26 protein-coding genes are annotated in these 25,288 nt (G+C 66.4%); 10 read left to right on the top strand and 16 right to left on the bottom strand.

Annotation, left to right across the window (positions count from 1 at the left end; genetic code table 11):
• Positions 1–26: 26 nt before the first annotated feature.
• The 4 genes from FHT08_RS00970 to FHT08_RS00955 all read right to left on the bottom strand — a co-directional run bounded on the left by FHT08_RS00970 (position 27) and on the right by FHT08_RS00955 (position 3,332).
• A complete protein-coding gene (locus FHT08_RS00970) occupies positions 27–347 on the bottom strand; it encodes a DUF3247 family protein (protein ID WP_166773989.1) in 321 nt (106 codons plus the stop codon).
• A gap of 124 nt (positions 348–471) precedes the next feature.
• Entirely contained in the window at positions 472–2,505 is a 2,034-nt protein-coding gene (locus FHT08_RS00965; protein WP_166774742.1) for a PAS domain-containing sensor histidine kinase, read from the bottom strand.
• Between the two features lie 103 nt (positions 2,506–2,608).
• Complete coding sequence (locus tag FHT08_RS00960) at positions 2,609–2,899, bottom strand: hypothetical protein (protein ID WP_166773988.1); 291 nt, start codon at positions 2,897–2,899, stop codon at positions 2,609–2,611.
• A complete protein-coding gene (locus tag FHT08_RS00955; protein ID WP_166774741.1) occupies positions 2,886–3,332 on the bottom strand; it encodes a hypothetical protein in 447 nt (148 codons plus the stop codon). Before FHT08_RS00955 ends, FHT08_RS00960 begins: the two co-directional genes overlap by 14 nt.
• Before the next feature lie 249 nt (positions 3,333–3,581).
• On the opposite strand from FHT08_RS00955, the gene FHT08_RS00950 reads away from it, so the two are divergent.
• On the top strand, positions 3,582–4,157 hold the full coding sequence (locus FHT08_RS00950) for a DUF3016 domain-containing protein (RefSeq protein WP_166773987.1): 576 nt from the start codon (positions 3,582–3,584) through the stop codon (positions 4,155–4,157).
• Between the two features lie 389 nt (positions 4,158–4,546).
• On the opposite strand, the gene alr is transcribed toward FHT08_RS00950, so the two are convergent.
• Positions 4,547–5,647 carry an alanine racemase gene (gene alr / locus FHT08_RS00945; protein ID WP_166773986.1) on the bottom strand — a complete coding sequence of 367 codons (1,101 nt, stop codon included), beginning with the start codon at positions 5,645–5,647 and terminating at the stop codon, positions 4,547–4,549.
• A complete protein-coding gene (locus tag FHT08_RS00940) occupies positions 5,647–6,936 on the bottom strand; it encodes a D-amino acid dehydrogenase (protein ID WP_166773985.1) in 1,290 nt (429 codons plus the stop codon). The genes alr and FHT08_RS00940 overlap by 1 nt, the downstream gene beginning before the upstream one ends.
• Before the next feature lie 148 nt (positions 6,937–7,084).
• Here FHT08_RS00940 and FHT08_RS00935 point away from each other — a divergent pair, with 148 nt between their 5' ends.
• Positions 7,085–7,564, top strand: coding sequence for an Lrp/AsnC ligand binding domain-containing protein (locus tag FHT08_RS00935; protein ID WP_024940284.1), 480 nt, complete (start codon positions 7,085–7,087; stop codon positions 7,562–7,564).
• Positions 7,565–7,611: 47 nt separating this feature from the next.
• Here the strand turns inward: FHT08_RS00935 and FHT08_RS00930 are convergent, their stop codons facing one another.
• Positions 7,612–8,043, bottom strand: a complete 432-nt coding sequence (locus FHT08_RS00930) for a hypothetical protein (protein ID WP_104605965.1) — start codon at positions 8,041–8,043, stop codon at positions 7,612–7,614.
• 422 nt (positions 8,044–8,465) lie between these two features.
• On the opposite strand from FHT08_RS00930, the gene msrB reads away from it, so the two are divergent.
• The 3 genes from msrB to motB all read left to right on the top strand — a co-directional run bounded on the left by msrB (position 8,466) and on the right by motB (position 11,407).
• On the top strand, positions 8,466–8,930 hold the full coding sequence (gene msrB / locus FHT08_RS00925) for a peptide-methionine (R)-S-oxide reductase MsrB (protein WP_104605975.1): 465 nt from the start codon (positions 8,466–8,468) through the stop codon (positions 8,928–8,930).
• A gap of 409 nt (positions 8,931–9,339) precedes the next feature.
• Positions 9,340–10,194, top strand: a complete 855-nt coding sequence (gene motA, locus FHT08_RS00920) for a flagellar motor stator protein MotA (RefSeq protein ID WP_104536394.1) — start codon at positions 9,340–9,342, stop codon at positions 10,192–10,194.
• A 10-nt stretch (positions 10,195–10,204) separates the two neighbouring features.
• On the top strand, positions 10,205–11,407 hold the full coding sequence (gene motB / locus FHT08_RS00915) for a flagellar motor protein MotB (RefSeq protein WP_104605966.1): 1,203 nt from the start codon (positions 10,205–10,207) through the stop codon (positions 11,405–11,407).
• On the opposite strand, the gene FHT08_RS00910 is transcribed toward motB, so the two are convergent.
• Positions 11,382–11,645: a hypothetical protein gene (locus tag FHT08_RS00910; RefSeq protein ID WP_166773891.1), complete on the bottom strand. Its 264-nt coding sequence runs from the start codon at positions 11,643–11,645 to the stop codon at positions 11,382–11,384. The two genes, motB and FHT08_RS00910, sit on opposite strands and share 26 nt — an antisense overlap.
• Positions 11,646–11,826: 181 nt before the next feature.
• On the opposite strand from FHT08_RS00910, the gene FHT08_RS00905 reads away from it, so the two are divergent.
• Together FHT08_RS00905 and FHT08_RS00900 are read left to right on the top strand one after the other, a co-directional pair.
• Complete coding sequence (locus FHT08_RS00905; protein WP_243848922.1) at positions 11,827–12,489, top strand: hypothetical protein; 663 nt, start codon at positions 11,827–11,829, stop codon at positions 12,487–12,489.
• Between the two features lie 10 nt (positions 12,490–12,499).
• Entirely contained in the window at positions 12,500–12,784 is a 285-nt protein-coding gene (locus tag FHT08_RS00900; protein ID WP_104536397.1) for a DUF4031 domain-containing protein, read from the top strand.
• A 478-nt stretch (positions 12,785–13,262) separates the two neighbouring features.
• Here FHT08_RS00900 and FHT08_RS00895 read toward each other — a convergent pair whose 3' ends face one another.
• Positions 13,263–13,814, bottom strand: coding sequence for a hypothetical protein (locus FHT08_RS00895; protein WP_104536398.1), 552 nt, complete (start codon positions 13,812–13,814; stop codon positions 13,263–13,265).
• 162 nt (positions 13,815–13,976) lie between these two features.
• On the opposite strand from FHT08_RS00895, the gene FHT08_RS00890 reads away from it, so the two are divergent.
• Positions 13,977–14,243 carry a DUF3297 family protein gene (locus FHT08_RS00890; RefSeq protein WP_104536399.1) on the top strand — a complete coding sequence of 89 codons (267 nt, stop codon included), beginning with the start codon at positions 13,977–13,979 and terminating at the stop codon, positions 14,241–14,243.
• 412 nt (positions 14,244–14,655) lie between these two features.
• Here FHT08_RS00890 and FHT08_RS00885 read toward each other — a convergent pair whose 3' ends face one another.
• From FHT08_RS00885 to FHT08_RS00875, 3 genes are all read right to left on the bottom strand, one after another.
• Positions 14,656–15,417 carry an ABC transporter permease gene (locus FHT08_RS00885; protein WP_016900895.1) on the bottom strand — a complete coding sequence of 254 codons (762 nt, stop codon included), beginning with the start codon at positions 15,415–15,417 and terminating at the stop codon, positions 14,656–14,658.
• Positions 15,414–16,358: an ABC transporter ATP-binding protein gene (locus FHT08_RS00880; RefSeq protein ID WP_166773984.1), complete on the bottom strand. Its 945-nt coding sequence runs from the start codon at positions 16,356–16,358 to the stop codon at positions 15,414–15,416. The genes FHT08_RS00885 and FHT08_RS00880 overlap by 4 nt, the downstream gene beginning before the upstream one ends.
• A 288-nt stretch (positions 16,359–16,646) precedes the next feature.
• Positions 16,647–18,284 (bottom strand): Na+/H+ antiporter, encoded by a 1,638-nt coding sequence (locus tag FHT08_RS00875; RefSeq protein WP_016900897.1) that lies wholly within the window; start codon positions 18,282–18,284, stop codon positions 16,647–16,649.
• A gap of 602 nt (positions 18,285–18,886) precedes the next feature.
• Here FHT08_RS00875 and FHT08_RS00870 point away from each other — a divergent pair.
• On the top strand, positions 18,887–19,444 hold the full coding sequence (locus tag FHT08_RS00870) for a fasciclin domain-containing protein (protein WP_166773983.1): 558 nt from the start codon (positions 18,887–18,889) through the stop codon (positions 19,442–19,444).
• A 235-nt stretch (positions 19,445–19,679) separates the two neighbouring features.
• On the opposite strand, the gene FHT08_RS00865 is transcribed toward FHT08_RS00870, so the two are convergent.
• From FHT08_RS00865 to FHT08_RS00850, 4 genes are all read right to left on the bottom strand, one after another.
• The gene (locus FHT08_RS00865) at positions 19,680–21,122 is read right to left on the bottom strand and encodes a UdgX family uracil-DNA binding protein (RefSeq protein ID WP_166773982.1); all 1,443 of its coding nucleotides are present in this window, start codon (positions 21,120–21,122) and stop codon (positions 19,680–19,682) included.
• 202 nt (positions 21,123–21,324) lie between these two features.
• Positions 21,325–22,569, bottom strand: coding sequence for a putative DNA modification/repair radical SAM protein (locus FHT08_RS00860; RefSeq protein WP_166773981.1), 1,245 nt, complete (start codon positions 22,567–22,569; stop codon positions 21,325–21,327).
• A gap of 387 nt (positions 22,570–22,956) precedes the next feature.
• Positions 22,957–23,787 (bottom strand): class III extradiol ring-cleavage dioxygenase, encoded by an 831-nt coding sequence (locus FHT08_RS00855; RefSeq protein WP_166773980.1) that lies wholly within the window; start codon positions 23,785–23,787, stop codon positions 22,957–22,959.
• Between the two features lie 31 nt (positions 23,788–23,818).
• The gene (locus tag FHT08_RS00850; RefSeq protein WP_016900904.1) at positions 23,819–24,229 is read right to left on the bottom strand and encodes a DoxX family protein; all 411 of its coding nucleotides are present in this window, start codon (positions 24,227–24,229) and stop codon (positions 23,819–23,821) included.
• Between the two features lie 105 nt (positions 24,230–24,334).
• Between FHT08_RS00850 and FHT08_RS00845 the strand changes: the two genes are divergently transcribed.
• On the top strand, positions 24,335–25,228 hold the full coding sequence (locus tag FHT08_RS00845) for a LysR family transcriptional regulator (protein ID WP_047124887.1): 894 nt from the start codon (positions 24,335–24,337) through the stop codon (positions 25,226–25,228).
• The last annotated feature ends 60 nt before the right edge of the window (positions 25,229–25,288 follow it).

Below are 25,288 nucleotides of genomic sequence, written 5' to 3'. Positions count from 1 at the left end.
CGCCATGACGAGAAGTAAACACATCGTCAATGCGTGGCTCGGGGCGCAACTTGCGGATCAGGGCCCAACGGCAGGGGGTGCACTGCCACGATGCGATCCATCCAGATCCAGTGCGGCTCCTGCGCGGGATCGAGCCGGTCGATGCGCAACTGGCCGTTGAGTCCTTCGCGCTGCTGGTCGTCCAGATAGGTCTGGATGCTCGGACGCACGGCGACGGTGCCGCTGATCATGCTGCCGTCGTCGAGCTCGACGCGGACGCGCTCCTGGCCACCGAGCAGTGATACCCAATGTTCGAGCGTGGCGATCTGCACCTGTTCCGAATAGACATGCGGGGCGTATCTGGACATGGCGTCATCTCTATCGAGGGAACGCACCACGCTAGGCCACACGCTGTGAAAGAGGCAGCAAACAGCCTCTTTCGCTTGGCAGCGGGTCTGACGACGCAGCGGCGCGACATCGCCGCCTTTGGCCTCACTCCACCGATTCGCGCGCGGCGCGTACCGCAGTGACCAGTTGGGCAACGCTGTAGGGCTTGGCCAGATGCTCCTGGAAGCCGGAGTCCAGCGCGCGCTTGCGATCGTCGTCACGTGCAAGTGCGGTCACCGCCACGGCCGGCAGGGCCGCCGCGTCCAGTCCCATGTTGTCGCGCACGGTGCGGATCAGCCCGTAGCCATCCATGCCCGGCATGCCGATGTCGGTCAGCATCAGATCGAAGCGCGCGTGGCCGCGATGATCGATCAGCGCCAGCGCGTCGGTGGCGCTGCCGGCGGTGACCACTTCGGCGCCCTGCTCTTCCAGCAGACGGCGCAGGTAATCGAGCATGTCCGGCTGGTCTTCCACCGCCAGCAAGCGCAAGCCGTTGAGCGCACGCGCTTCGATGATCTGCTCGGACATCAGCCGCCGGCGCAGCTCGCGCCGCGGACGCCTGGCCTGATCGGGAATGTGCTCAGGCAGGCGTACGGTGAACGTGGCGCCCTTGCCGCGACCGCCGCTAGTGGCGCTGACCTGGCCGCCATGCATCTCCACAAGCTGCTGCACGATCGCAAGGCCCAGGCCCAGGCCGCCATGCTGACGCGTGGTAGTACCGTCTGCCTGACGGAACCGGCCGAACAGGTGCGGCAGGAATTCCGCTGCAATGCCGTCGCCCGAGTCGCGTACCGATACCAGCAAGTGGCCATCGTCGCGCTCGATGCTGACGTCGATGCGGCCATGTGCCGGGGTGAACTTGATCGCATTGGATAGCAGATTCCACAGCACCTGCTGCAGCCGCGTGGCATCGCCCAGCACCAGACACGGCGTCGGCGGAGCATGCACCTCCAGCATCTGGTCCTTGCCTTCGGCAGCCAGCTCCTGGGTGTTCAAGGCCTCGCGCACCTGTTCGACCAGATCCAGCGACTCGACCTCCAGCTGCACCTTACCCAGCAACATGCTGCTGAGATCGAGCATGTCCGAGATCAGGCGTTTCTGCGCCCGCGCGCTGCTGGCGATTACCGACAGACCCTTGTAGTTGGGATGGCCTTCCTCGACCCGCTGCAGCAACAGCTCGCTCCAGCCCAGGATGGTGGTCAGCGGCGTGCGCAATTCATGCGACAAGGTGGCCAGGAACTCGTCCTTCAGCCGCGCCATGCTCTCGGCTTCGTTGCGCGCGCTGCGCTCGGATTCGAGCAGCTGCTCGCGTGCCAGTTCGATCTCGCGCTGTTCAGTCACATCCGGGCTGCTGCCGGCCAAGCCGATGAAACGCCCGTCGGCCGAGTAGCGCGGCGTGGCGGTCATCTCGATCCAGCGCCACTGCCCGTCGTGGCGACGCGCGCGCACCAGGGCGTGCAGGCCGCGCTGCTCTTCCAATGCCGTGGCGAGTTCGAACTGGAAGATGGACAGATCCTCCGGATGCAGCAACTCGCTCCAGGCCGACACCGTGCCGCTGGAAATGTCGATACCGAAAAATTCGCCATAGGCACTGTTGACGAAACGCACCACGCCTTGTGCGTCCAGCACCCAGACCGGCATCGGCAGGCCATCGGCCAGGGCGCTGAAACGCGCCTCGCTCTCGGCCAGTTCGCGCTCCACCCGCTTGCGCTCGGTGATGTCCATGAATAGCACCGCCACCCGCGCCTGCTCCGGTTGCCCCACCCGGAAGGCATCGACCGAATACCAGCGGCGCAGCGCCTTGGCCTGCATTTCGAAGTGAATCCGGTTGCCGGTGCGGGCGACGTAGCCGTAACGGTCGAACCATTCCTGTTCGTGATCGGCCAGCATGCCGCGAATGGACACATTCAATACATTGGACAGGCCGGTGTAGCGCTCGAATGCGCCGTTGGTCATGCGGATCAGATAATCGACGGCCTGCTCGCCCTCGAACACCAGATCGATGACGCAGAACCCCGCGTCCAGATTATGGAAGATCTCGTGGTACATCCCCGGATCGAGGAGGGGCTCGGCGAGTGCTGCCGGGAGGCTGGTGGCCAGATCAGGGCTGGTGGTCGAGGTGCTCAAATCGGGGTCCAGGGGTGATGCCAGGGCGGATGACGAGCAGATGAAACCACGCCCGGTGTCGTCAGCGGGTGCACGGCCAGCCGACGCGGTTCGTTCGCGCCACCGGTGCCCGCGTTCACCACAGCAATGCCGCGCATAGTGCGATACACGCCGCCAGCACCACGATCCCGGCGATCACGCCACGAAATACCCACTCGCCCTCGCGGCGCAACTGCTCGTCCATCCAGCGCTGCGCTTCTTCGCGCCAAGCCGTGGAACGCGCGTATTCGGCATCCAGCAACAGCAGTCGCACCCGCGACAGGCCCAACTTGGTGCATTCGCTACGGCAGCGCTCACTGAAGCCGTCCTCGCCGCTGGCGACCTGCGCGCCCAGTGGCAGCTGCAATTCGAGTTCATGCCTGGACATAACGGGGGCGCTCCTGGTCAAGCTCGTGTTCCAGCGCCATCCGCGCCAGTTGTGTGTAGTTGGCGCGCGGGCCCTGGCCTCGGCCGGTGAGCATTCCCTGGTAATCCAGGTCCTGCCAGACCCGCCCGGTCCACTCGACGCAATCCTCGGCGATCACCAGCATCAACGAGTAGCGATACTCGAGTCCGTTGGCCGCGGTATAGGCGTAAACCGGTGGGAACTGCACCGCCACATCGCCTTGGCGCGCCAACGCGGCCAGATGCTCGCGCAAGGTCTCGCGTGGTGAGGCACCCGGCTCCAGGCGTAGCGTGCGCGTCGCCAGATCCAGATCCACATCGCTTTGCAGGGCAACGAAGGCGGCTGCCCCGGTAGCGGGGTTATGGCCGTGCTGCTTGGCCCAGTCGATGAACTGCAGGCGCACATCCGCCGGCATGTGTGCCGGCGCCGAAGAAGCTGACTTTGTGCGATAAGAATGGGTGTCCATGCCGGCGATCTTCCCGGCTACACCGTGAAGCGCAGGCGCAGGCGCAGTGAACCCGCCGTCATGGCGCCACCGCTGCGGATTAACCGGGTATCAATGGACCTGCCAGTCCTTGCGCGGCAAGCGTTGCCGGGGACCGGACACGCCCCCACACTGCAAGTACGCCCGGTGCTTCCGGCACCCTCCGCCTGGAGACCTTCCATGAAACGTTCCAGCCTTTACGGCGCCAGCCTGTTGCTGGCAGGACTGCTCGCGGCAACCGGCGCGCAGGCACGCGTACGCAACGTCACCGACCCGCAGGCGCCGCGCGCGCTGACCGGCGACGGCAAGGTCGATGTGCGCTGGACAGACCCGGCACAGTTCTCCGAAGTGCGCTTCAGCGGCAATCGCTGGGAAGCGCGGCGCGGCGACTGGGTGACCCAGCTGGCGACCTATTTCCAGCACAGCGCCGCGCGCAAGCTCCCCGACGGCCAGCGCTTGAGCGTGACCATCACCGACATCCGCCGCGCCGGCCAATATGAGCCGTGGCACGGGCCGCGCATGCAGGACGTGCGCGTCGTCAAGGACATCTACCCGCCGCGCCTGAGCTTCACCTACACGCTGACCGGCGCCGATGGCCAGGTGATCGACCAGGGCGAACGCAAGCTGGTGGACTCGGCCTTTCTGATGAGCGGACCGCGCCTGACCGACAGCGACCCGTTGCGCTTCGAGAAAGCGATGATCGACGACTGGGTGCGCAAGCAGTTCCGCGGCGATCGGACTACCGCCGGGCTGTGATTGGTTGGTGCTGACGGCGCCAGAAAAGAAACTCGGTTTTGTGTGACAACGGCGCGTGGCGACGCGCCGTTTTTATTTGCAGGCGCGCAAGGTGATCACGCATCCGCAATGCCATGAGGGTTAACAGCGTTATACGAGTTGCCAGCGCACTTCCGGCGTACGGCGACCGTTTCGAGCCCCTCTCCCGGCGGGGCGATAAGGCACTGCCTGTGCGCCACTGGCCCGCGTGCCTTGGAGTGCCCGCGCTGCTGGCGGGCCGGGGCGCAGAGCGGGGGTTGGGGGTGAGGGTACGGGGCAAGCCCACGTGTGGTTCCAAGTGCATGCGGCTTCGCACCTACCCTCATCCGCCCTTTCGGCGCCCCTTCTCCCGATGGGAGAAGGGGCACACCTCACCGCGAGACTCCCTCGCCCACTGCCGCCTCACCCACATACACGCGCGGCACGCGCTTGAGTCCGCACAGCAGTTGATAGGCGCTGACATTGCACTGCGTTGCCAGCGGACTGACGCGCGGCGTATCGCCCCAGAGCTGCACGCTGGAACCGATGTCGGCCTGCGGGTGCTCAGTGAGATCCACGGTCAGCATGTCCATCGACACCCGACCGATCAACGGGCAGACCTGTCCATCCACCAGCACCGGCGTGCCGTTGGGGGCAAACTGCGGATAGCCGTCGGCATAACCCATCGCCACCACGCCCACGCGGGTCGGACGCTCGGCGACGAAGCGGGCGCCATACCCCACCGGTTCGCCGGCCGGCAGCTCGCGCACGGAGATGATGCGCGAGCGCAGCGTCATCACCGGGCGCAGTTGCGCGGTGGTGTCGGTGTCCTGCGCAAACGGGTTTGCGCCGTACAGCATCAGCCCCGGACGCGACCAATCGTTGCGCAGCGCCGGCCAGCCGAGCAGGCCGGGCGAATTGCGCAGGCTGGTTTCCGCGCGCATGCCGCCTGCGGTGAGCGCGAACGCCACCGCCTGCTCGTCGGTGCGGCTGCACTCCAGCTCATCGGCGCGCGCCAGGTGGGTCATCAGCACCAGCGAGGCGATCTGCGGCAGCCCGCGCAGGCGCAACCACGCCGCACGAAAATCTTCCGGCGACAGACCCAGCCGGTGCATGCCGCTGTCCAGCTTCAGCCATACCCGCAACGGACGCGGGCTCTGGAACTCGGCCAGCGCGCGCACCTGCTGCGGCGTGGCCACCACCGTCCACAGATCATGCTCGGCAATCAGGCGCAGTTCGTCGTGCTCGAAGAACCCTTCCAGCAGCAGGATCGGCGCGCGGATGCCGGCCTGACGCAGCTCCAGCGCCTCTTCGATACAGGCCACCGCAAAGCCGTCGGCCTCGCCGTCCAGCGCCTGCGCGCAGCGCACCGCGCCATGGCCGTAGGCATCGGCCTTGACCACCGCCAGGGCCTTGCTGCCGCCCAGGCGCTTGGCCAGACGGTAGTTGTGACGCAATGCATCCAGGTCGATCAACGCTTGCGCAGGACGCACTACGCGGCCTCCTGCTGCGCGCGGGCGCTGCGTGGCGACAGGTAACGGAAGATGTCCAGGCCTTCGCTGTCGATGTCGGGCGTACGGCCCTGCATCAGGTCGGCCAGATAGCGGCCCGAGCCGCAGGCCATGGTCCAGCCCAGGGTGCCGTGGCCGGTATTGAGGAACAGGTTGGCATACGGCGTGGCACCGACCACCGGCGTACCGTCCGGCGTGGCCGGGCGCAGACCGGTCCAGAACTCGGCCCGGGCCAGATCGCCGGCGCCGGGGAACAGGTCGTTGACCACCATCTCCAGCGTGGCGCGGCGGCGCGGATTCAACGACAGGTCGAAGCCGGCCACCTCGGCCATGCCGCCAACGCGGATACGGTCGTCGAAGCGGGTCAGCGCGATCTTGTAGCTCTCGTCCAGCACCGTGGAGGTCGGCGCGCGCTGTGCATCCACGATCGGAATGGTCAGCGAGTAGCCCTTGAGCGGATACACCGGCAGATGCAGGCCGAGCGAGAGCAGCAGGTCGGCCGAGTAGCTGCCCAGCGCCAGCACGTAGCGGTCGGCGGTTTCGATGCGGCCATCGATCTGCACGCCGGTGACGCGCCCGCCTTGATGCTGCAGGTGCTCGATCTGCTGCCCGTAGCGGAACTCCACCCCGGCCTGCGCGGCCAGCTCGGCCAGGCGTTGGGTGAACAGCCGGCAGTCGCCGGTCTGATCTTCGGGCAGGCGCAAGGCACCGGCCATCTGCGCGCCACCACCGGCCAGCCCCGGTTCGAACTGGGCGATCTGCGCCGGGGTCAGCAGTTCGTAGGGCACGCCGTACTGGGCCAGCACCTCGATGTCCTGCGCGGCGGCATCCAGCTGCTGCTGGGTGCGGAACAGCTGGGTGGTGCCGAGCTGGCGGCCCTCGAACTCGATGCCGGTGCTGGCACGCAATGCATTCAGGCAATCGCGGCTGTAGTCGGACATGCGCACCATGCGCGCCTTGTTCACCGCATAGCGCTCGGCAGTGCAGTTGCGCAGCATCTGGCTGAGCCAGGCCAGCTGACGCAGATCGCGGGTGGGCCGGATCGACAGCGGTGCATGCTGCTCGAACAGCCACTTCACCGCCTTGCCGGGTACACCGGGCGCAGCCCACGGCGAGGTGTAGCCGAACGACAGCTGGCCGGCGTTGGCATAGCTGGTTTCCAGCGCCGCCGCCGGTTGCCGGTCGACCACGGTGACCTCGCAACCGGCCTGCGCCAGATACCAGGCCGTGGTGGTGCCGATGACGCCGCTACCGAGAATGAGCACCCGCATGTCGTTCTCCTGAAAAGGGCATTCCCCCACAACCAGGCGCCGAGGGGGACAGTTAGACGCAGTATATTGCGAGCCAGGCAGTGCCATTTCTGGAATCAGTGCACCTTGGCAGTGAATCCTCCTGTCAAATCCTGTGGAAACAGACCCAATGACGACCCGCACCCGCGAGCTGGACAAGATCGACCGCAAGATCCTGCGCATCCTGCAGCAGGAGGGGCGGATTTCCTTTACCGAACTGGGCGAGCGGGTGGGCCTGTCGACCACTCCCTGCACCGAGCGCGTGCGCCGGCTGGAGCGCGATGGCGCCATCACCGGCTACTACGCGCGGCTGGACCCGCACTATCTCAAGGCCAGCCTGCTGGTGTTTGTGGAGATCAGCCTGGCCTACAAGTCCGGCGACATCTTCGAGGAGTTCCGGCGCGCCGCGCTCAAGTTGCCCAACGTGCTGGAATGCCACCTGGTCTCGGGCGATTTCGACTACCTGCTCAAGGCGCGCATCAGCGAGATGGCCTCCTATCGCAAGCTGCTCGGCAGCACCTTGCTGACCATGCCACATGTGCGCGAATCCAAGAGCTACATCGTGATGGAAGAGGTCAAGGAGACCCTGGCGCTGCCGATCGAGGGCTGAGATTTGGGATTCGGGGGGTGGGGATTGCGGATTGGTAACGGCATGGGTCAGCGCACCACACGCATGCCGTCGCCGGCCGGGACTGCGTCGTAATAGCGCCCGGTCTTGGTGTCCAGCACCCGGTTTGCACCGGCCGGCTGCATACCCTGCAGCAAGCGGCCATTGCGGTCGTAGACCATCGGGGCGCTGGCCGGCGCAACCTGGCTGCCGGCCGGGGCCACCGGCGTCTGTGCCGGGCCACGGGTCGGGATTGTGGGCGCGGACGGGCGCTGGCCCAGCTGCGAGGGCACCGGAGCTGCGGCCGGCGCGGGCTGCACTGCGCGCGGTGCCGTCAGCGTGGGCCGGGCGGGCGTCGGGGTGGTGATCGGCTGCAGCGTATTGGACGAGCGCGTGCTGGTGGCCGATTGCGCCGCCGCAGCGCCGGCGGCAGCCAACAGGCCACACAGCAGCAGGCTGCGCAGTGAAGAAGGGATCGCCATGACGGACACCGTGCTTGATCGAGGAGTACGCATTGGATGGGGGCGCCGGCGTGCTGCGGCAATGCATCGAGTCGGCTATGACCTGAATGCGTTCGCCGGATGCGTGCGGCGCGAAAGGCACTTCTCCCATCGGGAGAGGGTGGCGCGCAGCGCCGGCAGCGCCGGATGAGGGTGCGTGCGAAGCCTGGCAATCCGTACTGCGTCATGGCTTCGCTGCCGTACCCTCACCCCAACCCCCGCTCCGCGCCCCGGCCTGCGCCAGCGGCGCAGGTGCACCAAGGCACGCGCCAGTGGCGCGCAAGCTATGCCGTGGCGCCCCGGCGGGAGAGGGGCTTGCTCCCCGCACGCTTGAACCACGCCGACAACGCCCACATCACGGATGCAGGCGCGGCACCCTGCCAGCGCGCGCATGCGAGAACCCCATGAGCCAGTTCGATCTGACCCCTCCCTCCCCCGCCCAACGCGATGCCCTGATCGCCGGGCTCAGCGACGAGGAACAGCGCGTGCTGCTGCACCATGGCACCGAAGCGCCGTTCTGCGGGGTGTTCCTGGACAACAAGCTCGACGGCGTCTACACCTGCCGCCTGTGCGGGTTGCCATTGTTCCGCTCCAGCGCCAAGTTCGAATCCGGTACCGGCTGGCCGAGCTTCTTCGCCCCCTACGATGCCGCCCACGTGCGCGAAATCCGCGATATCAGCTACGGCATGATCCGCACAGAGATCGTCTGCGCACGCTGCGACAGCCACCTGGGCCACGTGTTCCCCGACGGTCCGCCGCCGACCGGCGAACGCCACTGCCTGAACTCGGTCTCGCTGGGCTTTACCGAACACGGTCAGGCGCTGCCGAACCCATTGCAACGCGAAGGCGCCGACGCACAATCGGCCTGAGCCGAAACGGGTATTCCGGCTCGGAGTGATTCCGTGCCGGAGCCGTCTCGCCATATTTGCGCGAGCGCTCGCAGGCGCCGCCTTGCTGCCGACGCAACGCGGCCGCGACGACCAGGCGTCAGATCACCATTGCAACCCGGCACGATTCACCTGAGCCGAACTGCATCATGACGCGCACTGCAGAGACTGCTTGCGGCAGGCGCAGCCGGGCTGCGAAATCCGTTGGTCAAGGGTGCAACGGTTCAGACGCGACCTGGCACGACCAGCGACATTGCGGCGGACCTCCCGCGTAAAAATCTGCTGCCTGAGCCGGTCGTTCAGTTACACCGCACACCTTCACGCCGTGCGCTTCAAGAATCCGCCGCGCAAGCCGAAACAACAGCAACCTAAGTTTGCTTCTGGCTGCGCCATGCTCATCATCATCGGCTTCATCGTCGTCATCGTCAGCGTCCTCGGCGGCTATGTGCTGTCGCATGGCAAGCTGGGCGCGCTCTGGCAGCCGTACGAGCTGATGATCATCGGTGGCGCGGCGTTCGGTGCGTTTCTGGTCAGCACGCCAGGCAAGATCGTCAAGGAGACCTTCGCCAGCATCCTGGGTGTGTTCAAGGGCCCGCAGTACAAGTCCGACGACTACCAGGCCACCCTGAGCCTGATTTACGAGCTGCTCAACAAGGCGCGCCGCGACGGTTTCATGGCGCTGGAAGATCATGTCGAAAAACCGCAGGACAGCACCATCTTCGGCAACTACCCCAAGGTGGTCGCCGACCATCACCTGCTGGACTTCATCACCGACTGCCTGCGCCTGATGATCGGCAGCAACATCGAGCCGCACGAGCTGGAGCCGCTGCTCGAACTGGAGCTGGAAAAGCATCACCACGAAGCGCTGGCGCCCTCGCATGCGTTGAGCAAGGTGTCCGACGGCCTGCCCGGTTTCGGCATCGTGGCGGCCGTGCTCGGCATCGTGATCACCATGGGCGCGATCGGCGGGCCGATCGAGGAGATCGGCCACCATGTCGGCGCCGCCCTGGTCGGCACCTTCCTGGGCATCCTGCTGGCCTATGGCTTCGTCGCGCCGCTGGCGGCAGCGATGGAAGCGCGTGCCGATCAGGACGGGCGCATGTACGAGGCGGTCAAGACCGCGCTGCTGGCCTGCCTGCGTGGCTACAACCCGAAGATTGCGCTGGAGTTCGCGCGCAAGACGCTGCCCTCCAACGTGCGTCCGAGCTTTGCGGATTTCGAAACGCACCTGAAGACGATCAAGTAGGACCGCGGTCATGGCCGAGGGCAAATCCACCGTCGTCATCCGACGGGTCAAGAAGGTGCAGGGCGGCGGCCATCATGGCGGCGCCTGGAAGGTGGCGTTTGCCGACTTCGTGACCGCGATGATGGCGTTCTTCCTGGTGCTGTGGCTGATGGCCGCCACCACCAAGGAGCAGCGCGCGGCGATCTCGGAATACTTCCGCAATCCCAGCCCGTTGTCGGGCAAATCGCCGGCGCCCTCGCCGGGCATGAACGGCCCCGGCGGCGCCAGCACCTCGATGATCAAGCTCGGCGGCACCGCCGACATGGCCAAGGGGCAGAAGGACGAGATGGGCCGCAAGCGCGACAACGCCGCCGACACCAGCGAAGACAGCCGCGCCAAGGACAAGAAGCGCCTGGAAGCGCTGATGCAGGACCTGAAGGAGGCCATCGACAAGAGCCAGGCGCTGGAGCCGTTCAAGGACCAGCTGCTGCTCGACCTCACCCCGGACGGCCTGCGCATCCAGATCGTGGACAAGCAGAACCGGCCGATGTTCGACATGGGCCGCGACCAGCTCAAGCCGTACACCGTGGCGATCCTGCGCGAGCTGTCCAGCTTCATCAACCAGGTGCCCAACCACATCAGCATCACCGGCCACACCGACACCACCGCCTATAGCAACGATACCGGTTACACCAACTGGGAACTCAGCGCCGACCGCGCCAATGCCGCGCGCCGTGCGCTGGTGGGCGGCGGTATGGACGATGCCAAGGTCACCCGCGTGGTGGGGCTGTCCTCGTCGGTGCTGTTCGACAAGACCGACCCGCAGAACCCGATCAACCGCCGCATCAGCATCGTGGTGATGACCCAGGATGCCGAACAGGCAGCGCTGGCCGGCGCCGGCCAGGGCATTGCGCTGGGCAAGCCCACCCACGATGCCGACACCCATGTGCCGGATCTGAGTGCCGCAGCGACCACCACCGCCAGCACGGCAGTGGGAACACCGGCCGCGCAGCCTGCGGCAGGACCCGCTGCAGCTGCGTCGGCGGGCGGATCTGCCGCTGCGGCCAGCGTCAAACCGACCGCTGCAGCGACCCCGGCCCCCAGCGCCGCGCCGGCGGCACCGCGCGTCTCCACGCGCACCCAGGTGGCTTCGGCCACAGCGCTGGCCAAGGCCGCCGAAGCTGCCGTGGCCGCACCGCGCACTGCCGTCAGCGAAGCACCCGCGCGGCGCTGACGGCGGCTGCGGGCACCTGGCAAGACGTTGCCTGGCGGTTGTTGGGGTTGTTGGGGTTGTTGGGGTTGTTGGGGTTGTTGGGGTTGTTGGGGTTGTTGGGGTTGTTGGGGTTGTTGGCGGTTGCGGACTGCTGCGGGCTGCGGGCTGCGGCAGACGGCAGACGGCAGACGGCAGACGGCAGACGGCAGACGGTATCGTGCATCTCGAATCTGACGTGCATGCCGAACTTGATGTACATGTCGGATCTGACCACCCTGCGGGCTGCTTGTCGTCCCGGATGCCGATTCTGACCAGCATTCGCGCTGGCGCTCCGGCAGACGCGCGGTGCCAGCCGCTGCAGCCTGTCCGAAATATCGCGTCAGCGGCCTTCGGAACGCCGGAAGAGCCGACAGCAGCATCGCCGGCAGAGCTGGCGTTCAATGGCCTGGCGGCGGCACCCGAGCCGGGTCGCGCGCAAGCGCCTAGAATGGTCGGCCATTCCCAGCGTCGAGAACACCGTGTCCCGCAATTCCAAGGCCAAGCGCGACAAGCGCAAGAAGTCCCAACCCAAGCGCCCGATCGTCCGTCTGGGCCAGGCGCCGCAGATCGCCAACCATGCCGTGCTACAGGATGCCGACGGCCGCGTGGTCGCTGCGATCGGCTTGCAGAACGGCAGCGAATGGCTGCTGTCGATCGGCGGCCAGACCATGGGCAGTGCCGACAACCCGGTGCCGATGCTGGCCATGCTCAAGCACCTGGCCAATCTGCAGGAGAAGGAAGGCAAGACCATCTCGCTGGAATACTCCACCCAGCTGCAGCAGATGATCGACGACCTGGCCGCCGAAGACGGCAAGACCGCCGAGGAATACCTGACCGCGCTGGTGTCCGAGTTCGAGAACAGCGACGCTGAGGGCGACGACGGCGAGGCCGAAGACGCAGAGGCCGACGCCGAGGCGAGCGATGCCCAGGCAGCTGCCGATGCGGACATCGATGCCGACGCCACCGCCGGAGACGCCGCTGCCGCGACTGCTGGCGACGCGTCGCAGGACGACGTCGGCGACGCAACCGACGACAGCAAGAAAAACAAGAGCAAGAAGGTCTGAAGGCCGGCAGGTGGCCGTCTACGTCGACGATGCGGTGCATCTGTGGCGCGAGCAGCGCTGGGCGCACCTGCTCGGCGATACGCTGGACGAGCTGCATGCGATGGCGGCGCGGCTGGGCATTCCCCGCCGCGCCTTCCAGAACAAACTCAGTGGCGCGCACTACGACGTGCCCGCTCCGCTACGCGCCGAAGCGATCGCGCTCGGTGCCATCGCCATCTCCCGTCATACCGACCGTGTCTTGCTCAAGGCCTTGATCGCCAATGCACGTGCACAGGCGCGGGGCGCGGTGCCTTGAGGCGGAGATTGGGGGAGTCGGCATCGGGGAGTCGTAACAGCGGTGGCCGAGCCCTGATTGGCGGCACGCCGTTGTAGGAGCGCGCCTGAGCGCGAGGAGCCGTCCCGGTAACGCCCGTCGCGCGCAGGCACGCTCCTACGTGGCAATCCGTGGTACGTGGTTGGCCTGGAGGCCTGCGATTCCAGCAGCCGCGATGACGGCATGCCTCTGCACCATGACGGCATGCCCTTGTAGGAGCGCGCCTGAGCGCGAGGAGCTCTCCCGGTAACGCCTGTCGCGCGCAGGCACGCTCCTACGTGGCAATCGCTGGGCCGCGGACAACGCCGGCTTCCCAGATCTAACGGCCTCCACGCGCTGGGCGCCCCGCCGTGGAAGCGCACGCCACCACGGCCTGTCCCGCCCCCCACACACACTCAGAGCCAGCTCTTGCGGCCCCCCTAATCCCGATTCCCCAATCCCGATTCCCCAATCCCACCCCTCAGAACGCCTCATTCCCCAGCCGCACTTCCACCCCCAGCAGCGAGGTCAGCGCCAGCATGGCATCGTCGTCGCGGCTGAGCGCGATCCAGCCAGCATAGGCATCGCCGCCGGTGTTCCAGTTCCACAGCGAGTAGCCGTGCTCGCGCAGACGATCGAAGGCCACCGCCATCAGGTCGGGCACACTGAGATCGTGGGAAAATTCCTCGTCGTCCAGGTCGCCGCCCCAGTCGATGCGCAGGTTCCAGCGCGCGCTGAGTTCGTCGATGGCGGCAATGAACGCGCCGGTGTCCTTCCAGTCCACGAAGAAGCCCGAGCGCCAGTCGATCGCATCCTTCAAGGCCCACAACCAGGCATCGTCGCCCTCGTCGTCGTCCAGGTCGGCCTGCGCCTCGCGCCAGGTATCGAACTGGCCCAATGCGGTGTCTTCATCGCCGGGGTTGATCAGCACCAGCAGATTCCACACCCGCGCCGGGTGGTCGTCGACATCGTCTTCGTCGCCCTCGGGCTGCAGGCCTTCGTCGTCTTCGTAGTCGGCGCTGTTATCGGGCATGGCGGTCTGGTTCCAGGAGTGCAGGCGTGAGTGTGAGGCCTGGCGACGCGCAAGCAAACCGGTCGAGGCGTGCGCATGCATCGCCGGGGCTGATCTTCGCGGCGCGGGCCCGTATCCTGTGCGGCCGAAGACGGCCATCCCGGCCGCCATGACGCCTTTCCCATGAGCGATACCCCTCCCGATCATCTGGCCATCGATGCACGCAGCCCGTTCCACAATGCCGATGCGCTCGGCCGCGGCGTCGGCGTGCGCTTCAACGGTGTCGAACGCGACAACGTCGAGGAGTATTCGGTCAGCGAAGGCTGGATCAAGGTGCAGGTCGGCAAGGCCCGCGACCGTCGCGGCAATCCGATGACGATGAAGATCAAGGGCGAAGTGGCAGCGTATTACCTGGACACCAAGCACGACGCCAAGCCGGCTGCCGAGTAAGCGCGGCCGGCAACACGACTTGACGTCAGGCTACCGCAGGCCGGCTGCTCTGCGCCCTGGCTGCAGGGCGCCCGCCCACCCTCGCGCGCGACACGCTGCAGGTACGTCCTCGTAAGCTCTTGCGCGGCATCCATGCCGCGTCAGGCCCCGCGACGGTGGGCGGGCAAGGACCCGTCGGGAATATCGGTATGCATGGTTTTCGACATGACAACCGACCAACTCTCTAGCGTGGTGCCCTCGCCGATTGCGGGACCGTGTGGCGGCAAGGATGCCGCCACCGAGCCCCCAGGGCCGGGTTCACGGCGTGTCCCGCGAGCGGCGAGGGTGTCGCGCCCTCGACCCACTCGGCGTTGACCTGGACTTCCGACGGCAGCCACCAGGATGCGGCCGGCAAAACCACTGCATTCACCACTCAGGCCTTGAGCCGGTAACCGCTGCGGAAGATCGCCGCCACCACGCCCAGGCACACCAGCAGGAACAGGAACGTCATGCCGGTGCTCACCGCGATGTGCACGTCGGCCTTGCCGTAGAAACTCCAGCGGAATCCGCTGATCAGGTACACCACCGGATTGAACAGGGTGACCTTCTGCCACAGCGGCGGCAGCATGTTGATCGAGTAGAAACTGCCGCCCAGGAACGTCAGCGGCGTCACCACCATCAGCGGGATCACCTGCAGTTTTTCGAAGCCGTCGGCCCAGATGCCGATGATGAAACCGAACAGGCTGAAGGTCAGCGCGGTGAGCACCAGAAAGCCCAGCATCCACAGCGGATGCGCGATCTCGTAAGGCACGAACAGCCGTGCGGTGAGCAGGATCAGCAACCCCAGCAATACCGACTTGGTCGCCGCTGCGCCCACATAGCCGATCACGATCTCCCACCAGGCCACCGGCGCCGACAGCACCTCGTAGATGGTGCCGGCCCAGCGCGGCATGTAGATGCCGAACGAGGCATTGGAAATGCTCTCGTTGAGCAAGGACAGCATCACCAGCCCCGGAATGATGAAGGCGCCATAGCTGATGCCGTCGATATCGCCCATGCGCGAGCCGATCGCCGCGCCGAACACCACGAAATACAGCGAGGTCGACAACACCGGCGAGGCGATCGACTGGGTCAGCGTGCGGAAGGCACGCGCCATCTCGAAGCGGTAGATCGCCGCGATCGCATGGCGGTTCATGCGCGCACCTCCACATTGCGGGCGCCATGCACCAGGTTGACGAAGATCTCCTCCAGCGAGCTCTCGCTGGAATGCAGGTCCTTGAAGTCGATACCCTGCTCGTTGAGCCGGCGCAGCAACGCACCGATACCGGTCTGCTCGGCCTGGGTGTCGAAGGTGTAGACCAGGCTGTTGCCGTCGGCCGACAGCTCCAGCGGCAGATCGGCCAAAGCGGCCGGGATGGCCTGCAGCGGTGCCTGCAGGCTCAGCGTGAGCTGCTTCTTGCCGAGCTTGCGCATCAGCGTGTGCTTGTCTTCCACCAGCACCAGCTCGCCGCGATTGATCACCCCGACCCGGTCGGCCATGTCTTCGGCTTCCTCGATGTAATGGGTGGTCAGGATCACCGTGGTGCCCTGCTCGCGCAGCCTGCGCACCATCTGCCACATGTCGTGACGCAGCTCCACGTCCACGCCTGCGGTGGGTTCGTCCAGAAACAGGATGCGCGGCTCGTGCGCCAGCGCCTTGGCGATCAGCACGCGCCGCTTCATGCCGCCGGACAGCGTGGAAATCTTGCTGTGGCGCTTGTCCCACAGCGAGAGTTCGCGCAGCACCGTTTCCAGATACGCCGCATTGGCCGGCTTGCCGAACAGGCCGCGACTGAAACGCACGGTGGCCCACACGGTTTCGAACGCGTCGGTGGCCAGCTCCTGCGGCACCAGGCCGATGCTGGCACGCGCGGCACGGTAGTCGTGCACGATGTCGTGACCATCGGCCAGCACGGTGCCGGTGCTGGGGTTGATCAGCCCGCAGACGATGCTGATCAGCGTGGTCTTGCCGGCGCCATTGGGACCGAGCAGCGCGAAGATCTCGCCGCGTCGGATCTGAAGGTCCACCTGCTTGAGCGCCTGAAAACCGCCAGCGTAGGTCTTGCTCAATCCCTGGATCGAAACGATTGGAGTCATGTCTTGTGCACTGGAACCACCAGCCGCACAGGGTAGGCCGTGCGCCATGAAGATGGGAGAAGTGCGGATGGAATGGTGTCTTCCGGCGCGCGCCGGGGAGCCTCAGCGAACTGGACCGCGCATGCCTGCTGCCCTTTGCTGGCGCATCTCCCTGTAGGAACGCGCCTGCGCGCGATGGCGCTTTCCCGCCAATGCCCCATCGCGCCCAGGTGCGCTCCTACCCAGCCAGACACGGCAACCGCTGCTGCTCTTGCGATTCCCCAATCCCCAATCCCGATTCCCGCGCGCTCACGCCCGCTTGCGCGACTCGATCAGGTCCAGATTGCGCACCAGCCGGCGCGACAGGTCGTCGGAAATCTCGCGGCGCCTGGCCAGCTTGAACAGCTCGTTGCGCTCGGCCACCAGCGCGGCATGGCGGAACTGGCGCAGCGCCTGTTCGTAGGCACCGGCCTCTTCCGGATCGGTCTCGGCCATGTCCACTGCACCCAGCTTGCGCTGATAACGCTGGCTGACCTGATTGGCGGCGGCGTTGTAGCGCTCGGCATGCTTGCTACCGTCCACCAGCCGCTGACGCAGTTTTTCCACCGCTTCCAGCGCCGCCTGCGAGGCCGCCTTCACCGCCAGGTCTTCCTTGAGCTGCTCGTCTTCCTCCTCGGGCAATTCCAGCCCGCGCAGCAGCCGCGGCAAGGCCACGCTGGCCACCAGCAGCGACACCAGGATCACCGAGGCGGCCAGGAAGATCGCCAGCTGGCGGGCCGGAAACGGCGAGCCGTCTTCCAGCATCAACGGCAGCGTGAGCACGCCGGCCAGGGTGATCGCACCGCGCACGCCGGCCAGCGAGACCGCCACCACGATGCGCCACGGCGGGCTGACATGCTGCTCGCCGCGCCACTGCGCCTTGAAGATGTTCCAGCGCAGCGACAGGAACACCCACACGAAGCGCAACGCCATCAGGCTGGCGCTGATGGTGGCCACGTACACCGCCAGCCACCACGGATTGAGGTGCCCGGCCTCCTGCACGCTGCGCACCGCCCCGTCCAGGATGCCCGGCAACTGTTCGCCCAGCAGCACGAAGATGATGCCGTTGAAGGTGAACTGCACCGTGTCCCACACCGCCGAGCGCTGCAGCCGCATGTTGCCCGGCGCGTTGCCGGCCATCTCCACGTAACTCATGGTGACGCCGGCGGCTACTGCGGCCAGGATGCCGGAGGCATGGAAGGCTTCGGCCAGCAAATAGGCCGCGAACGGGGTCAGCAGATTGACCAGGATCGCCGAACCCGGCTCCTCGCCGAAGTGGCGCCAGATCCAGGCCTGGATGCGGCTCAGGCCAAACGTGGTGGCCACGCCCAGCGCCAAGCCGGCCAATGCCACCCACAGGAAGGTCAGCGAAGCGGTGGCGAGCGAGAAGCTGCCGGTCAGTACCGCGGCCACCGCGAACTGGAAGCACACCAGCCCGGAGGCATCGTTGAGCAGGGACTCGCCTTCCAGGATGTGCATCAGGCGCTTCGGGATCGACACCTTGGAGGCGATCGAGGACACCGCCACCGGATCGGTCGGCGAGATGATCGCCGCCAGCGCGAAGGCCACTGCCAGCGGCATCGCCGGGATTAGCCAATGGATCAGCAGGCCCGCACCGATCACGGTGAACACCACCAGACCCAACGCCAGCTCGAGGATGGCCGCCTTGTCGCGGAACAGGCCTTGTTTGGGAATGCGCCAGCCATCCAGGAACAGCAGCGGAGGCAGGAACAATAGGAAGAACAGCTCCGGTTCCAGCTCGTGCCCGGCATCGAACACACCCGAAACCACCGCGCCAAGCGCAATCTGAACCAACGGCAGGGGCAACGAGAACGGCAGGATGCGGATCAGATAACCGCTGGCCGCGACCGCCAGCAACATGGCGAGGACGACATCGATCGAATGCATGGAAAACCCGGAAGAAGAAGCGGCGCGCGCGTACGGCATCGCATCGTGCAACGCACCATCACGCGCCTACGGGAACATACCGGTTTGCACGCGACGATGAAACCTTTGCGCCACCTCGCCCGGCTTGCCGTGTGGCAGGGCAGATCTGCATTCAGGGCCTGGCAATGCCGCGCGGTCGCCGATCGGCATCGACCCGGCGCTGTTGGATACGCCAGCGGACGGACGCGCGGACCCGACGTTGCCAATCCCCTCCGACCAACCACCGTGGCACTTGCCGGTAGCTGTCGTTCGCCATGCATCGCGCACACCTGCGCCGGCTCGGCACTGACTGGACAGCGGCAGGTCGATCGCGTCCTGCCGGCAATCGCACCTGGACCTGCATCACCTGAGTTCCAACCACCGACAGATCATGGCGTTGCAGCTGCCGCATGAGCGCGGCGACCGCAACAAGCGGCATCGATGCCTCCTGCATCTCGCGCTCGCCCAGCGCAGCGCCGGTCAGCCGGTGTAAAAACCGCGTGATGCATCCGCGCTGCATCCACCCGCGTATCCAGGACGACGATTGCCATCCAGGCAGTTGCTTACCCAAGGATCGATGCCTCATGAAGACCTCATTCCAGTCGCTTGCCGTCGCCACTGCCATTGCCCTGACCAGCGCCATGGCCCCTGCCTACGCCGCATCGAACCCGACCGTGGGCGGTGCGCCGATGCTGGTGACCAAGGACATCGTCGACAACGCCGTCAACTCCAAGGACCACACCACCCTGGTGGCGGCGGTCAAGGCCGCCGGCCTGGTCGACACGCTGAAGGGGCCCGGCCCGTTCACCGTGTTCGCACCCACCAATGCCGCATTTGCCGCACTGCCGGCCGGCACGGTGGACACGTTGCTCAAGCCCGAATCCAAGCCCATGCTGACCAAGGTGCTGACCTATCACGTGGTACCGGGCAAGGTCGACGCTGCATCGCTGATCGCCAAGATCAAGGCCGGCGGCGGCAGCGCCACGCTGACCACCGTGCAGGGCGAGGCACTGACCGCAAAGCTCAACGGCAAGAAGGTCACCATCACCGATGCCAAGGGCAACACCGCCAACGTCACCATTGCCGATGTCATGCAGAGCAATGGCGTGATCCATGTGGTCGACAAGGTGTTGATGCCGTAAGCGCAGCCTCTACCTGAAGCAGGCAGCTGCATGTGCGTGACCTCCATCGGCGGAACCGAGCCGGGTGACGCGCTGCAGACACTGTCGAATCGTTGCATCCGCGCGTGTCTGGAAACTGGGTCCAGGCAGCGCCACCGCACCGCAAAGCGGCGGTGAGGGGTCACTGGCCCGCCAGTGATCTCACTTGGTGTCATCGTTCTCCGACACCGTGCGCGTGCACTTGCACGCGCATTTTTTATCTACTCGCCATGCGCTGATCTGCAGCGATCGGTGCATCCAGCAACTGGCGCAGGTCCTCGACAAATCCGCGGTAGCCTTCCTCGCGCGCGGCCTCCGAGCCTTGCCGCAACACCCAGGAGGGATGCACGGTGGCCAGCACCGGCGTGCCGTCGTCCAGCCGCTGCCACTGGCCGCGCTGCTGCATCAAGCGGAAGCCGTTTCCCAACACCGCCTGTGCGGCGGTTGCGCCCAGGCACACGATCTGCGCCGGACGCAGCTGCGCGCGTTCGGCATGCAACCAGCCACTGCAGGCTTGCACATGCGACCGTTCCGGATTGCGATGCAGCCGCCGCTTGCCGCGCTGCTCGAAACGGAAATGCTTGACCGCATTGGTCACGTAGACCGTGGCGCGGTCGACGCCGATCTCGCCCAGCGCCATGTTGAACAAACGCCCGGCCGGCCCGACGAACGGACGCCCGCTCAGATCCTCTTCGTCGCCGGGCTGCTCGCCGATCACCATCACCGACGCGTCGCTCGGTCCTTCGCCGAATACCGTCTGCGTTGCCGGTTGCCATAACGCGCAGCGCCGGCAATCGCGCGCGGCCACGCGCAACTGCGCCAGGCTTTGCGTGACCACTTCCGGGGTCGGCGGCGGCGCCGCCGGCACTCGCCGCCTCACCGGTTCGGGCGCACGCTCGGCCATCTCGCGCACGCGCACACCCGCCTCGCGGATCAGCTCCGGCAACAGGCTCGCCTCGGGCAGGTTCTTCCAGTATTTCTGCGGCATTTCCTGCCGCATCATGGTCGGGTTGAGTCGCGCCGGATTGAAGATATGCGCGTAATAGGTACGCCAGAGCGTCTCCTGCGCATCGTCGGCCGGCACCTGAGTGCGCACGGCGCCTTCGCCGAACGTCAACGCCTCGCCGTCCCAGCGCACGCTGCGATATGGGGTGAGGATCGCCCAGCGCATGCCGGCGAAGCGGCGCGCGAAAAACGGCGCCACCCGATCCACGATCCAATGTTCGGGCTCGAACCACGCCACGAAGTCTTCCTCTTGCACCGGCAAACGCCGAAAGCGTACGAACGCCTTCATCTTGTGGGTGTCGCGCTGCACCGCCTTTTGCCACTGCGTCACCCGATGCACGTCGACATCGGTGGCCCGCTCCAGCAGCGCGCGTTCCCCGCACGCCACCCGCCACAACAACCGGTACAGCACCGCGTAGCGCTGCGGATCGCGGTGACACAACACCGCCCCCGCCATCTGCAGGAACTGCGCCGATACCCGCGGCGGCGCAGCCACGGCCGGCAAATCCGGCAGCCCCTGCCCCATCAACAAGCCGCCCTGCGCTCCGCCATTCCACGCGATGGCGTCGGGCTCCACCTGCGCGCACCAGCCCGCCCGCGCCAGCGCACGCCATGCTTCAAGGCTCCAACCCGGCTCGACGTCAGCGTTGTACATCGCGGTGGTCAGGATTGCAGAGGTGGGAGTGGGGATTGGGAATTGGGGATTCGCAAGGCGTCGTGTTCCTGTGTCAGCACTGGTGTTCGGTGGCAGCTTCGCGCCTGATGCGCCCCTTATCCGCGCTTCGGGCAGCTTGCCCGGCAACAGGGAGAGGCCAGCGGAAGCGGTGGGGCGCCGATGCCGGCGGCCAGCTGCGGTTTCAATCGAACAGACTCGCCTGCCTGGGCGCCGGCGCCAATTGCGCGCGCAACCGCACCGGATCGTCCAGGCGCTGGCGCGGATGATGATCCAGCACGCTCACAAACGGCAGCAGCTTCTTCATCGGCACCCGCAACCGCGCCAGGTCCCCCACCCGCAACCGCGCATGCCGGCGCGACAACAATAGGCGCTCCACATTGCGCGTGCCCAGGCCTGGCACCCGCAGCAGCATCTCGCGCGGCGCCGCGTTCAGATCCACCGGAAAACGCTCCGGATTGCGTAGCGCCCATGCCAGCTTCGGATCCACGTCCAGATCGAGCATGCCGCTGGACTGCGCCGGTGCGATCTCCTCCACGCTGAACGCGTAGAAGCGCACTAACCAGTCGGCCTGATACAGCCGGTGCTCACGCTGCAACGGCGGTGCCTGCAGCGGCAATTTGGACGAGGCATCCGGGATCGGGCTGAAGGCCGAGTAGTACACCCGGCGCATCCGGTAATTGCCATAGAGATTGTGGCTGGTGTCCAGGATGCTGCGGTCGTTGGCATCGTCGGCGCCGACAATCATCTGCGTGCTCTGGCCAGCCGGCGCAAAGCGCGGCGGCTTGGCGCGGCGCAGCTTTTCGGCCTTGCGCTCCAGCTGGTTTTCTTCGATGCGCCAACGCAACTCGCCCATTGCCGAACGGATGCCGCCGACACTTTTCTCCGGCGCCAGCAACGTCAATCCCTGCTCGGTCGGCAGCTCCACGTTGATGCTCAACCGGTCGGCATAGCGGCCGGCGGCGGCCAACAATTCCGGCGATGCATCGGGGATGGTCTTGAGGTGGATGTAGCCGGCGAAGTGATGCACCTCGCGCAGCTGCCGCGCCACCTCCACCAGCTGCTCCATCGTGTAATCGGAGTTGCGGATGATGCCGCTGGACAGGAACAGGCCTTCAATGTAATTGCGCTTGTAGAAGTCCAGCGTCAGCGTGACCACTTCTTCCGGCGTGAAGCGCGCACGGCGCACGTTGCTGGATACGCGGTTGACGCAATACGCGCAATCGAACACGCAGAAATTGGTGAGCAGGATCTTCAACAGCGACACGCAGCGGCCGTCGGGCGTGTACGAGTGGCAGATGCCCATGCCCTCGGTGCTACCGATCCCACCGGTGCCGAGCGAATTGCGCTTGTTCGCGCCACTGGAGGCGCAAGACGCGTCGTATTTGGCCGCATCGGCCAGCACTGCGAGTTTGTCGAGGATTTTCACGCAAGCAGCATGTCGTGAAGGCGTCTCAGCCTATGAGACTGCACCGCACTTCATCGTGAATGCTTCAGAGCGCTGCGCTGCCGGCACTTGTCGGCAGCATGCCTTTTGGCTGCGCTGCCGGCACTTGTCGGCAGCATGCCTTGTCGCTGCGCTGCTGGCTCTTGCGGGCAGCATGCCTGGTCGCTACGGCCAGTGTGCCCTAGGTACCAAGCCGTATCACCATGGATCTTGCCTGGTGTAGCCACCGCACCACAGCGGTTTGCAGCGGCAGCAACTGGCCACATGGCATGGCTTGAATGCGGCTGGGTAGTGCCTCGGGATTGCGGGGCCGACATGCTGCCTGCCCCGTCGATAGCGACGGTGCAGGCGTGCTGCGGTCGCCTGGGCTCAGGCGGCGACCGGGCCCGCAAGCGCGCGATCATCTCCGGGATCGCCGTCGAACCGGTAGATATCCATCGCCAGAAACCCCGCGTCGATGCCGGCATCGATGCGCCGTGCGCCGAGCCGGTCGGCGCCGGCGGCGCCCATCGCCACGTACAGCGGCAACAGGTGCTCGTCGGTGGGATGCGCCCGTGCGGCATGCGGTGCCTGCCGGCGATAGTCCAGCAACGCGGCGATGTCGTCCTCCACCAGTTTGCGCTCGGTCCACTCGATGAAGGGCCGCACATACGGCGCCTCGCGCTCGGCGCTGTAGCCATGGCGGAAGTCGTGCAGGTTATGGGTGATGCTGCCCGAGCCGATTACCAGCACCCCGTCTTCGCGCAGCGGCGCCAGCGCGCGGCCGACCGCAAACTGGTGCGCCGGCCCCAGCTCGGGCTGGATCGACACCGACACCACCGGGATGTCGGCGGCCGGATACAGCAGGCGCAGCGGCACCCACACGCCATGATCGAAGCCGCGCTGCGGATCCAGGTGCGGATGCAGGCCGGCCTGTTCCAGCCGGCGCAGAATCTGCTGCGCCAGCGCCGGCTCGCCGGGCGCGGGATATTCCAGCTCGTACAGCGGTGCCGGAAAGCCGCCGAAGTCATGGATGGTGGGCGGCCGCGCCGCGCCGCTGACCAGCGGGCGACGGCCAAGCCAGTGCGCGGATGCCACCACGATCGCGCGCGGCCGCGGCAAGGTCTGCGCGAGCTCGGCCAGGCGCTCGCCGACCTGCCCTGGCTGCAGCGCAGTCATCGGCGATCCGTGCGAGATGTACAGGGAAGGCAAACGGGTCATGGCGTACTCCTCGAAAGAACGACAGGCAGCCTCAACGCGCCGGCTTCAGCGCCCACGCGCCTTCGCCGAGCAGGGCTTGCACGATCAGCAACACCGCCCACAGCGCCGGGTATTCCCAGCCGCCGCCCGGATTGGAGAAACCGAAGCCGTTGCCGCCGTGCACGCTGACGATGGTGCCCAGCAGCAGCGGCACGCCCAGCAACCCGACCCAGCGCGCATAGATGCCCAGCAGCAGGGACAGGCCCAGACCCAATTCCAGCGCAATGGTGAGATAGGCCAGCGCGCCCGGCAGGCCCAGCGAGTGGAAATAAGCCACGGTGCCGGCCGGGGTGAACACCAGCAACTTGGTCAGGCCGTGGGCCAGGAACAGCACGCCCAGGCTGATGCGCAACAAGCCGGCGCCGTAGGCAGCGGTACGCGGGGAAGCAAGCGAGGTGGACATGGGACGGACTCCGGTGAGGACCTGCACAGCCTATTGCTTACAAATTTCTGATAAATAGTTTTAGTTCGGATAATTTATTGCGATCAAAGCAACAATCGGACACCCATGGATACCCTCGATGCGATGCGCGTGTTCGCGGCAGTGGCCGAACGTAGCGGCTTCAGTGCGGCCGCCGACGCGCTGGACCGCTCTACCGCCAGCGTGACCCGGCAGGTCGCCGCGCTCGAGCAACGGCTGGGCACCCGCCTGCTCAACCGCACCACCCGGCGGGTCAGCCTGACCAGCGCCGGCACCGCGTATTACCAGCGCTGTCTGCAACTGCTGGCCGACCTGGACGATCTGGAGGCCACGGTCGGCGCGCAGGCGCTGGAGCCGGCCGGGGTGCTGCGCGTCAATGCGCCGGTGAGCTATGGCATCGAGCGCCTGGCCGCGCTGCTGCCGGGCTTTTGCGCGCGCTACCCGCAGGTGGAACTGGACCTGTCGCTGTCGGACCGGCTGGTGGACATGGTCGAAGAAGGCTTCGATGTCGCCATCCGCATCACCCGGCAGCCGGCGCCGACGTTGATCGCCCGGCGCCTGGGCACGGTCCGCCTGGTGCCCTGCGCGGCGCCGGCCTACCTGGCCCGTGCCGGCACCCCGATGCACCCGTCCGACCTGGCCGGCCACGACTGCCTGCTGTACCACTACTCGCCCAACGGCGACGAAGTGCGCTTCCATGGGCCCGATGGCGATAGCGATGTGCGCATCCACGGCAGCCTGCGCGCCAACAACGGGCATGTGTTGAGCGCGGCGGCGGTGGCCGGCCTGGGCATCGCGATGCAGCCGGACTTCCTGGCCGACGAACATCTGGCCGCTGGCCGGCTGGTACGCATCCTTCCGCAGTACGCACTGGGGGAGATCGGCATCTTTGCCGTCTATACCAGCCGCAGCCACCTGGCCCCGAAGGTGCGCAGCTTCATCGACTACCTGGTCGACAGCCTGGGCGATGCCGGGCGCTGATGAGCCCGGCAACAGTACGTCCCGTCGATGGTCATTAACCTGACGCCGCATGTGTGGTCA

Source organism: Xanthomonas sp. CFBP 8151, assembly GCF_011761885.1.
Classification (GTDB): Bacteria; Pseudomonadota; Gammaproteobacteria; order Xanthomonadales; family Xanthomonadaceae; genus Xanthomonas; species Xanthomonas arboricola_B.
The sequence above is the reverse complement of the archived record's forward strand: the minus strand, read 5'-3'. Positions and strand labels throughout refer to the sequence as shown.

Excerpts from the sequence above, each read along its gene's own strand:
- FHT08_RS00970 (WP_166773989.1), bottom strand. The coding sequence starts at position 347 with ATGTCCAGATACGCCCCGCATGTCTATTCGGAACAGGTGCAGATCGCC.
- FHT08_RS00960 (WP_166773988.1), bottom strand. The coding sequence starts at position 2,899 with ATGTCCAGGCATGAACTCGAATTGCAGCTGCCACTGGGCGCGCAGGTC.
- FHT08_RS00955 (WP_166774741.1), bottom strand. The coding sequence starts at position 3,332 with ATGCCGGCGGATGTGCGCCTGCAGTTCATCGACTGGGCCAAGCAGCAC.
- FHT08_RS00950 (WP_166773987.1), top strand. The coding sequence starts at position 3,582 with ATGAAACGTTCCAGCCTTTACGGCGCCAGCCTGTTGCTGGCAGGACTG.
- FHT08_RS00940 (WP_166773985.1), bottom strand. The coding sequence starts at position 6,936 with ATGCGGGTGCTCATTCTCGGTAGCGGCGTCATCGGCACCACCACGGCC.
- FHT08_RS00935 (WP_024940284.1), top strand. The coding sequence starts at position 7,085 with ATGACGACCCGCACCCGCGAGCTGGACAAGATCGACCGCAAGATCCTG.
- FHT08_RS00930 (WP_104605965.1), bottom strand. The coding sequence starts at position 8,043 with ATGGCGATCCCTTCTTCACTGCGCAGCCTGCTGCTGTGTGGCCTGTTG.
- msrB (WP_104605975.1), top strand. The coding sequence starts at position 8,466 with ATGAGCCAGTTCGATCTGACCCCTCCCTCCCCCGCCCAACGCGATGCC.
- motA (WP_104536394.1), top strand. The coding sequence starts at position 9,340 with ATGCTCATCATCATCGGCTTCATCGTCGTCATCGTCAGCGTCCTCGGC.
- motB (WP_104605966.1), top strand. The coding sequence starts at position 10,205 with ATGGCCGAGGGCAAATCCACCGTCGTCATCCGACGGGTCAAGAAGGTG.
- FHT08_RS00910 (WP_166773891.1), bottom strand. The coding sequence starts at position 11,645 with ATGTACATCAAGTTCGGCATGCACGTCAGATTCGAGATGCACGATACC.
- FHT08_RS00905 (WP_243848922.1), top strand. The coding sequence starts at position 11,827 with ATGGCCTGGCGGCGGCACCCGAGCCGGGTCGCGCGCAAGCGCCTAGAA.
- FHT08_RS00895 (WP_104536398.1), bottom strand. The coding sequence starts at position 13,814 with ATGCCCGATAACAGCGCCGACTACGAAGACGACGAAGGCCTGCAGCCC.
- FHT08_RS00890 (WP_104536399.1), top strand. The coding sequence starts at position 13,977 with ATGAGCGATACCCCTCCCGATCATCTGGCCATCGATGCACGCAGCCCG.
- FHT08_RS00885 (WP_016900895.1), bottom strand. The coding sequence starts at position 15,417 with ATGAACCGCCATGCGATCGCGGCGATCTACCGCTTCGAGATGGCGCGT.
- FHT08_RS00880 (WP_166773984.1), bottom strand. The coding sequence starts at position 16,358 with ATGACTCCAATCGTTTCGATCCAGGGATTGAGCAAGACCTACGCTGGC.
- FHT08_RS00875 (WP_016900897.1), bottom strand. The coding sequence starts at position 18,284 with ATGCATTCGATCGATGTCGTCCTCGCCATGTTGCTGGCGGTCGCGGCC.
- FHT08_RS00870 (WP_166773983.1), top strand. The coding sequence starts at position 18,887 with ATGAAGACCTCATTCCAGTCGCTTGCCGTCGCCACTGCCATTGCCCTG.
- FHT08_RS00865 (WP_166773982.1), bottom strand. The coding sequence starts at position 21,122 with ATGTACAACGCTGACGTCGAGCCGGGTTGGAGCCTTGAAGCATGGCGT.
- FHT08_RS00855 (WP_166773980.1), bottom strand. The coding sequence starts at position 23,787 with ATGACCCGTTTGCCTTCCCTGTACATCTCGCACGGATCGCCGATGACT.
- FHT08_RS00850 (WP_016900904.1), bottom strand. The coding sequence starts at position 24,229 with ATGTCCACCTCGCTTGCTTCCCCGCGTACCGCTGCCTACGGCGCCGGC.
- FHT08_RS00845 (WP_047124887.1), top strand. The coding sequence starts at position 24,335 with ATGGATACCCTCGATGCGATGCGCGTGTTCGCGGCAGTGGCCGAACGT.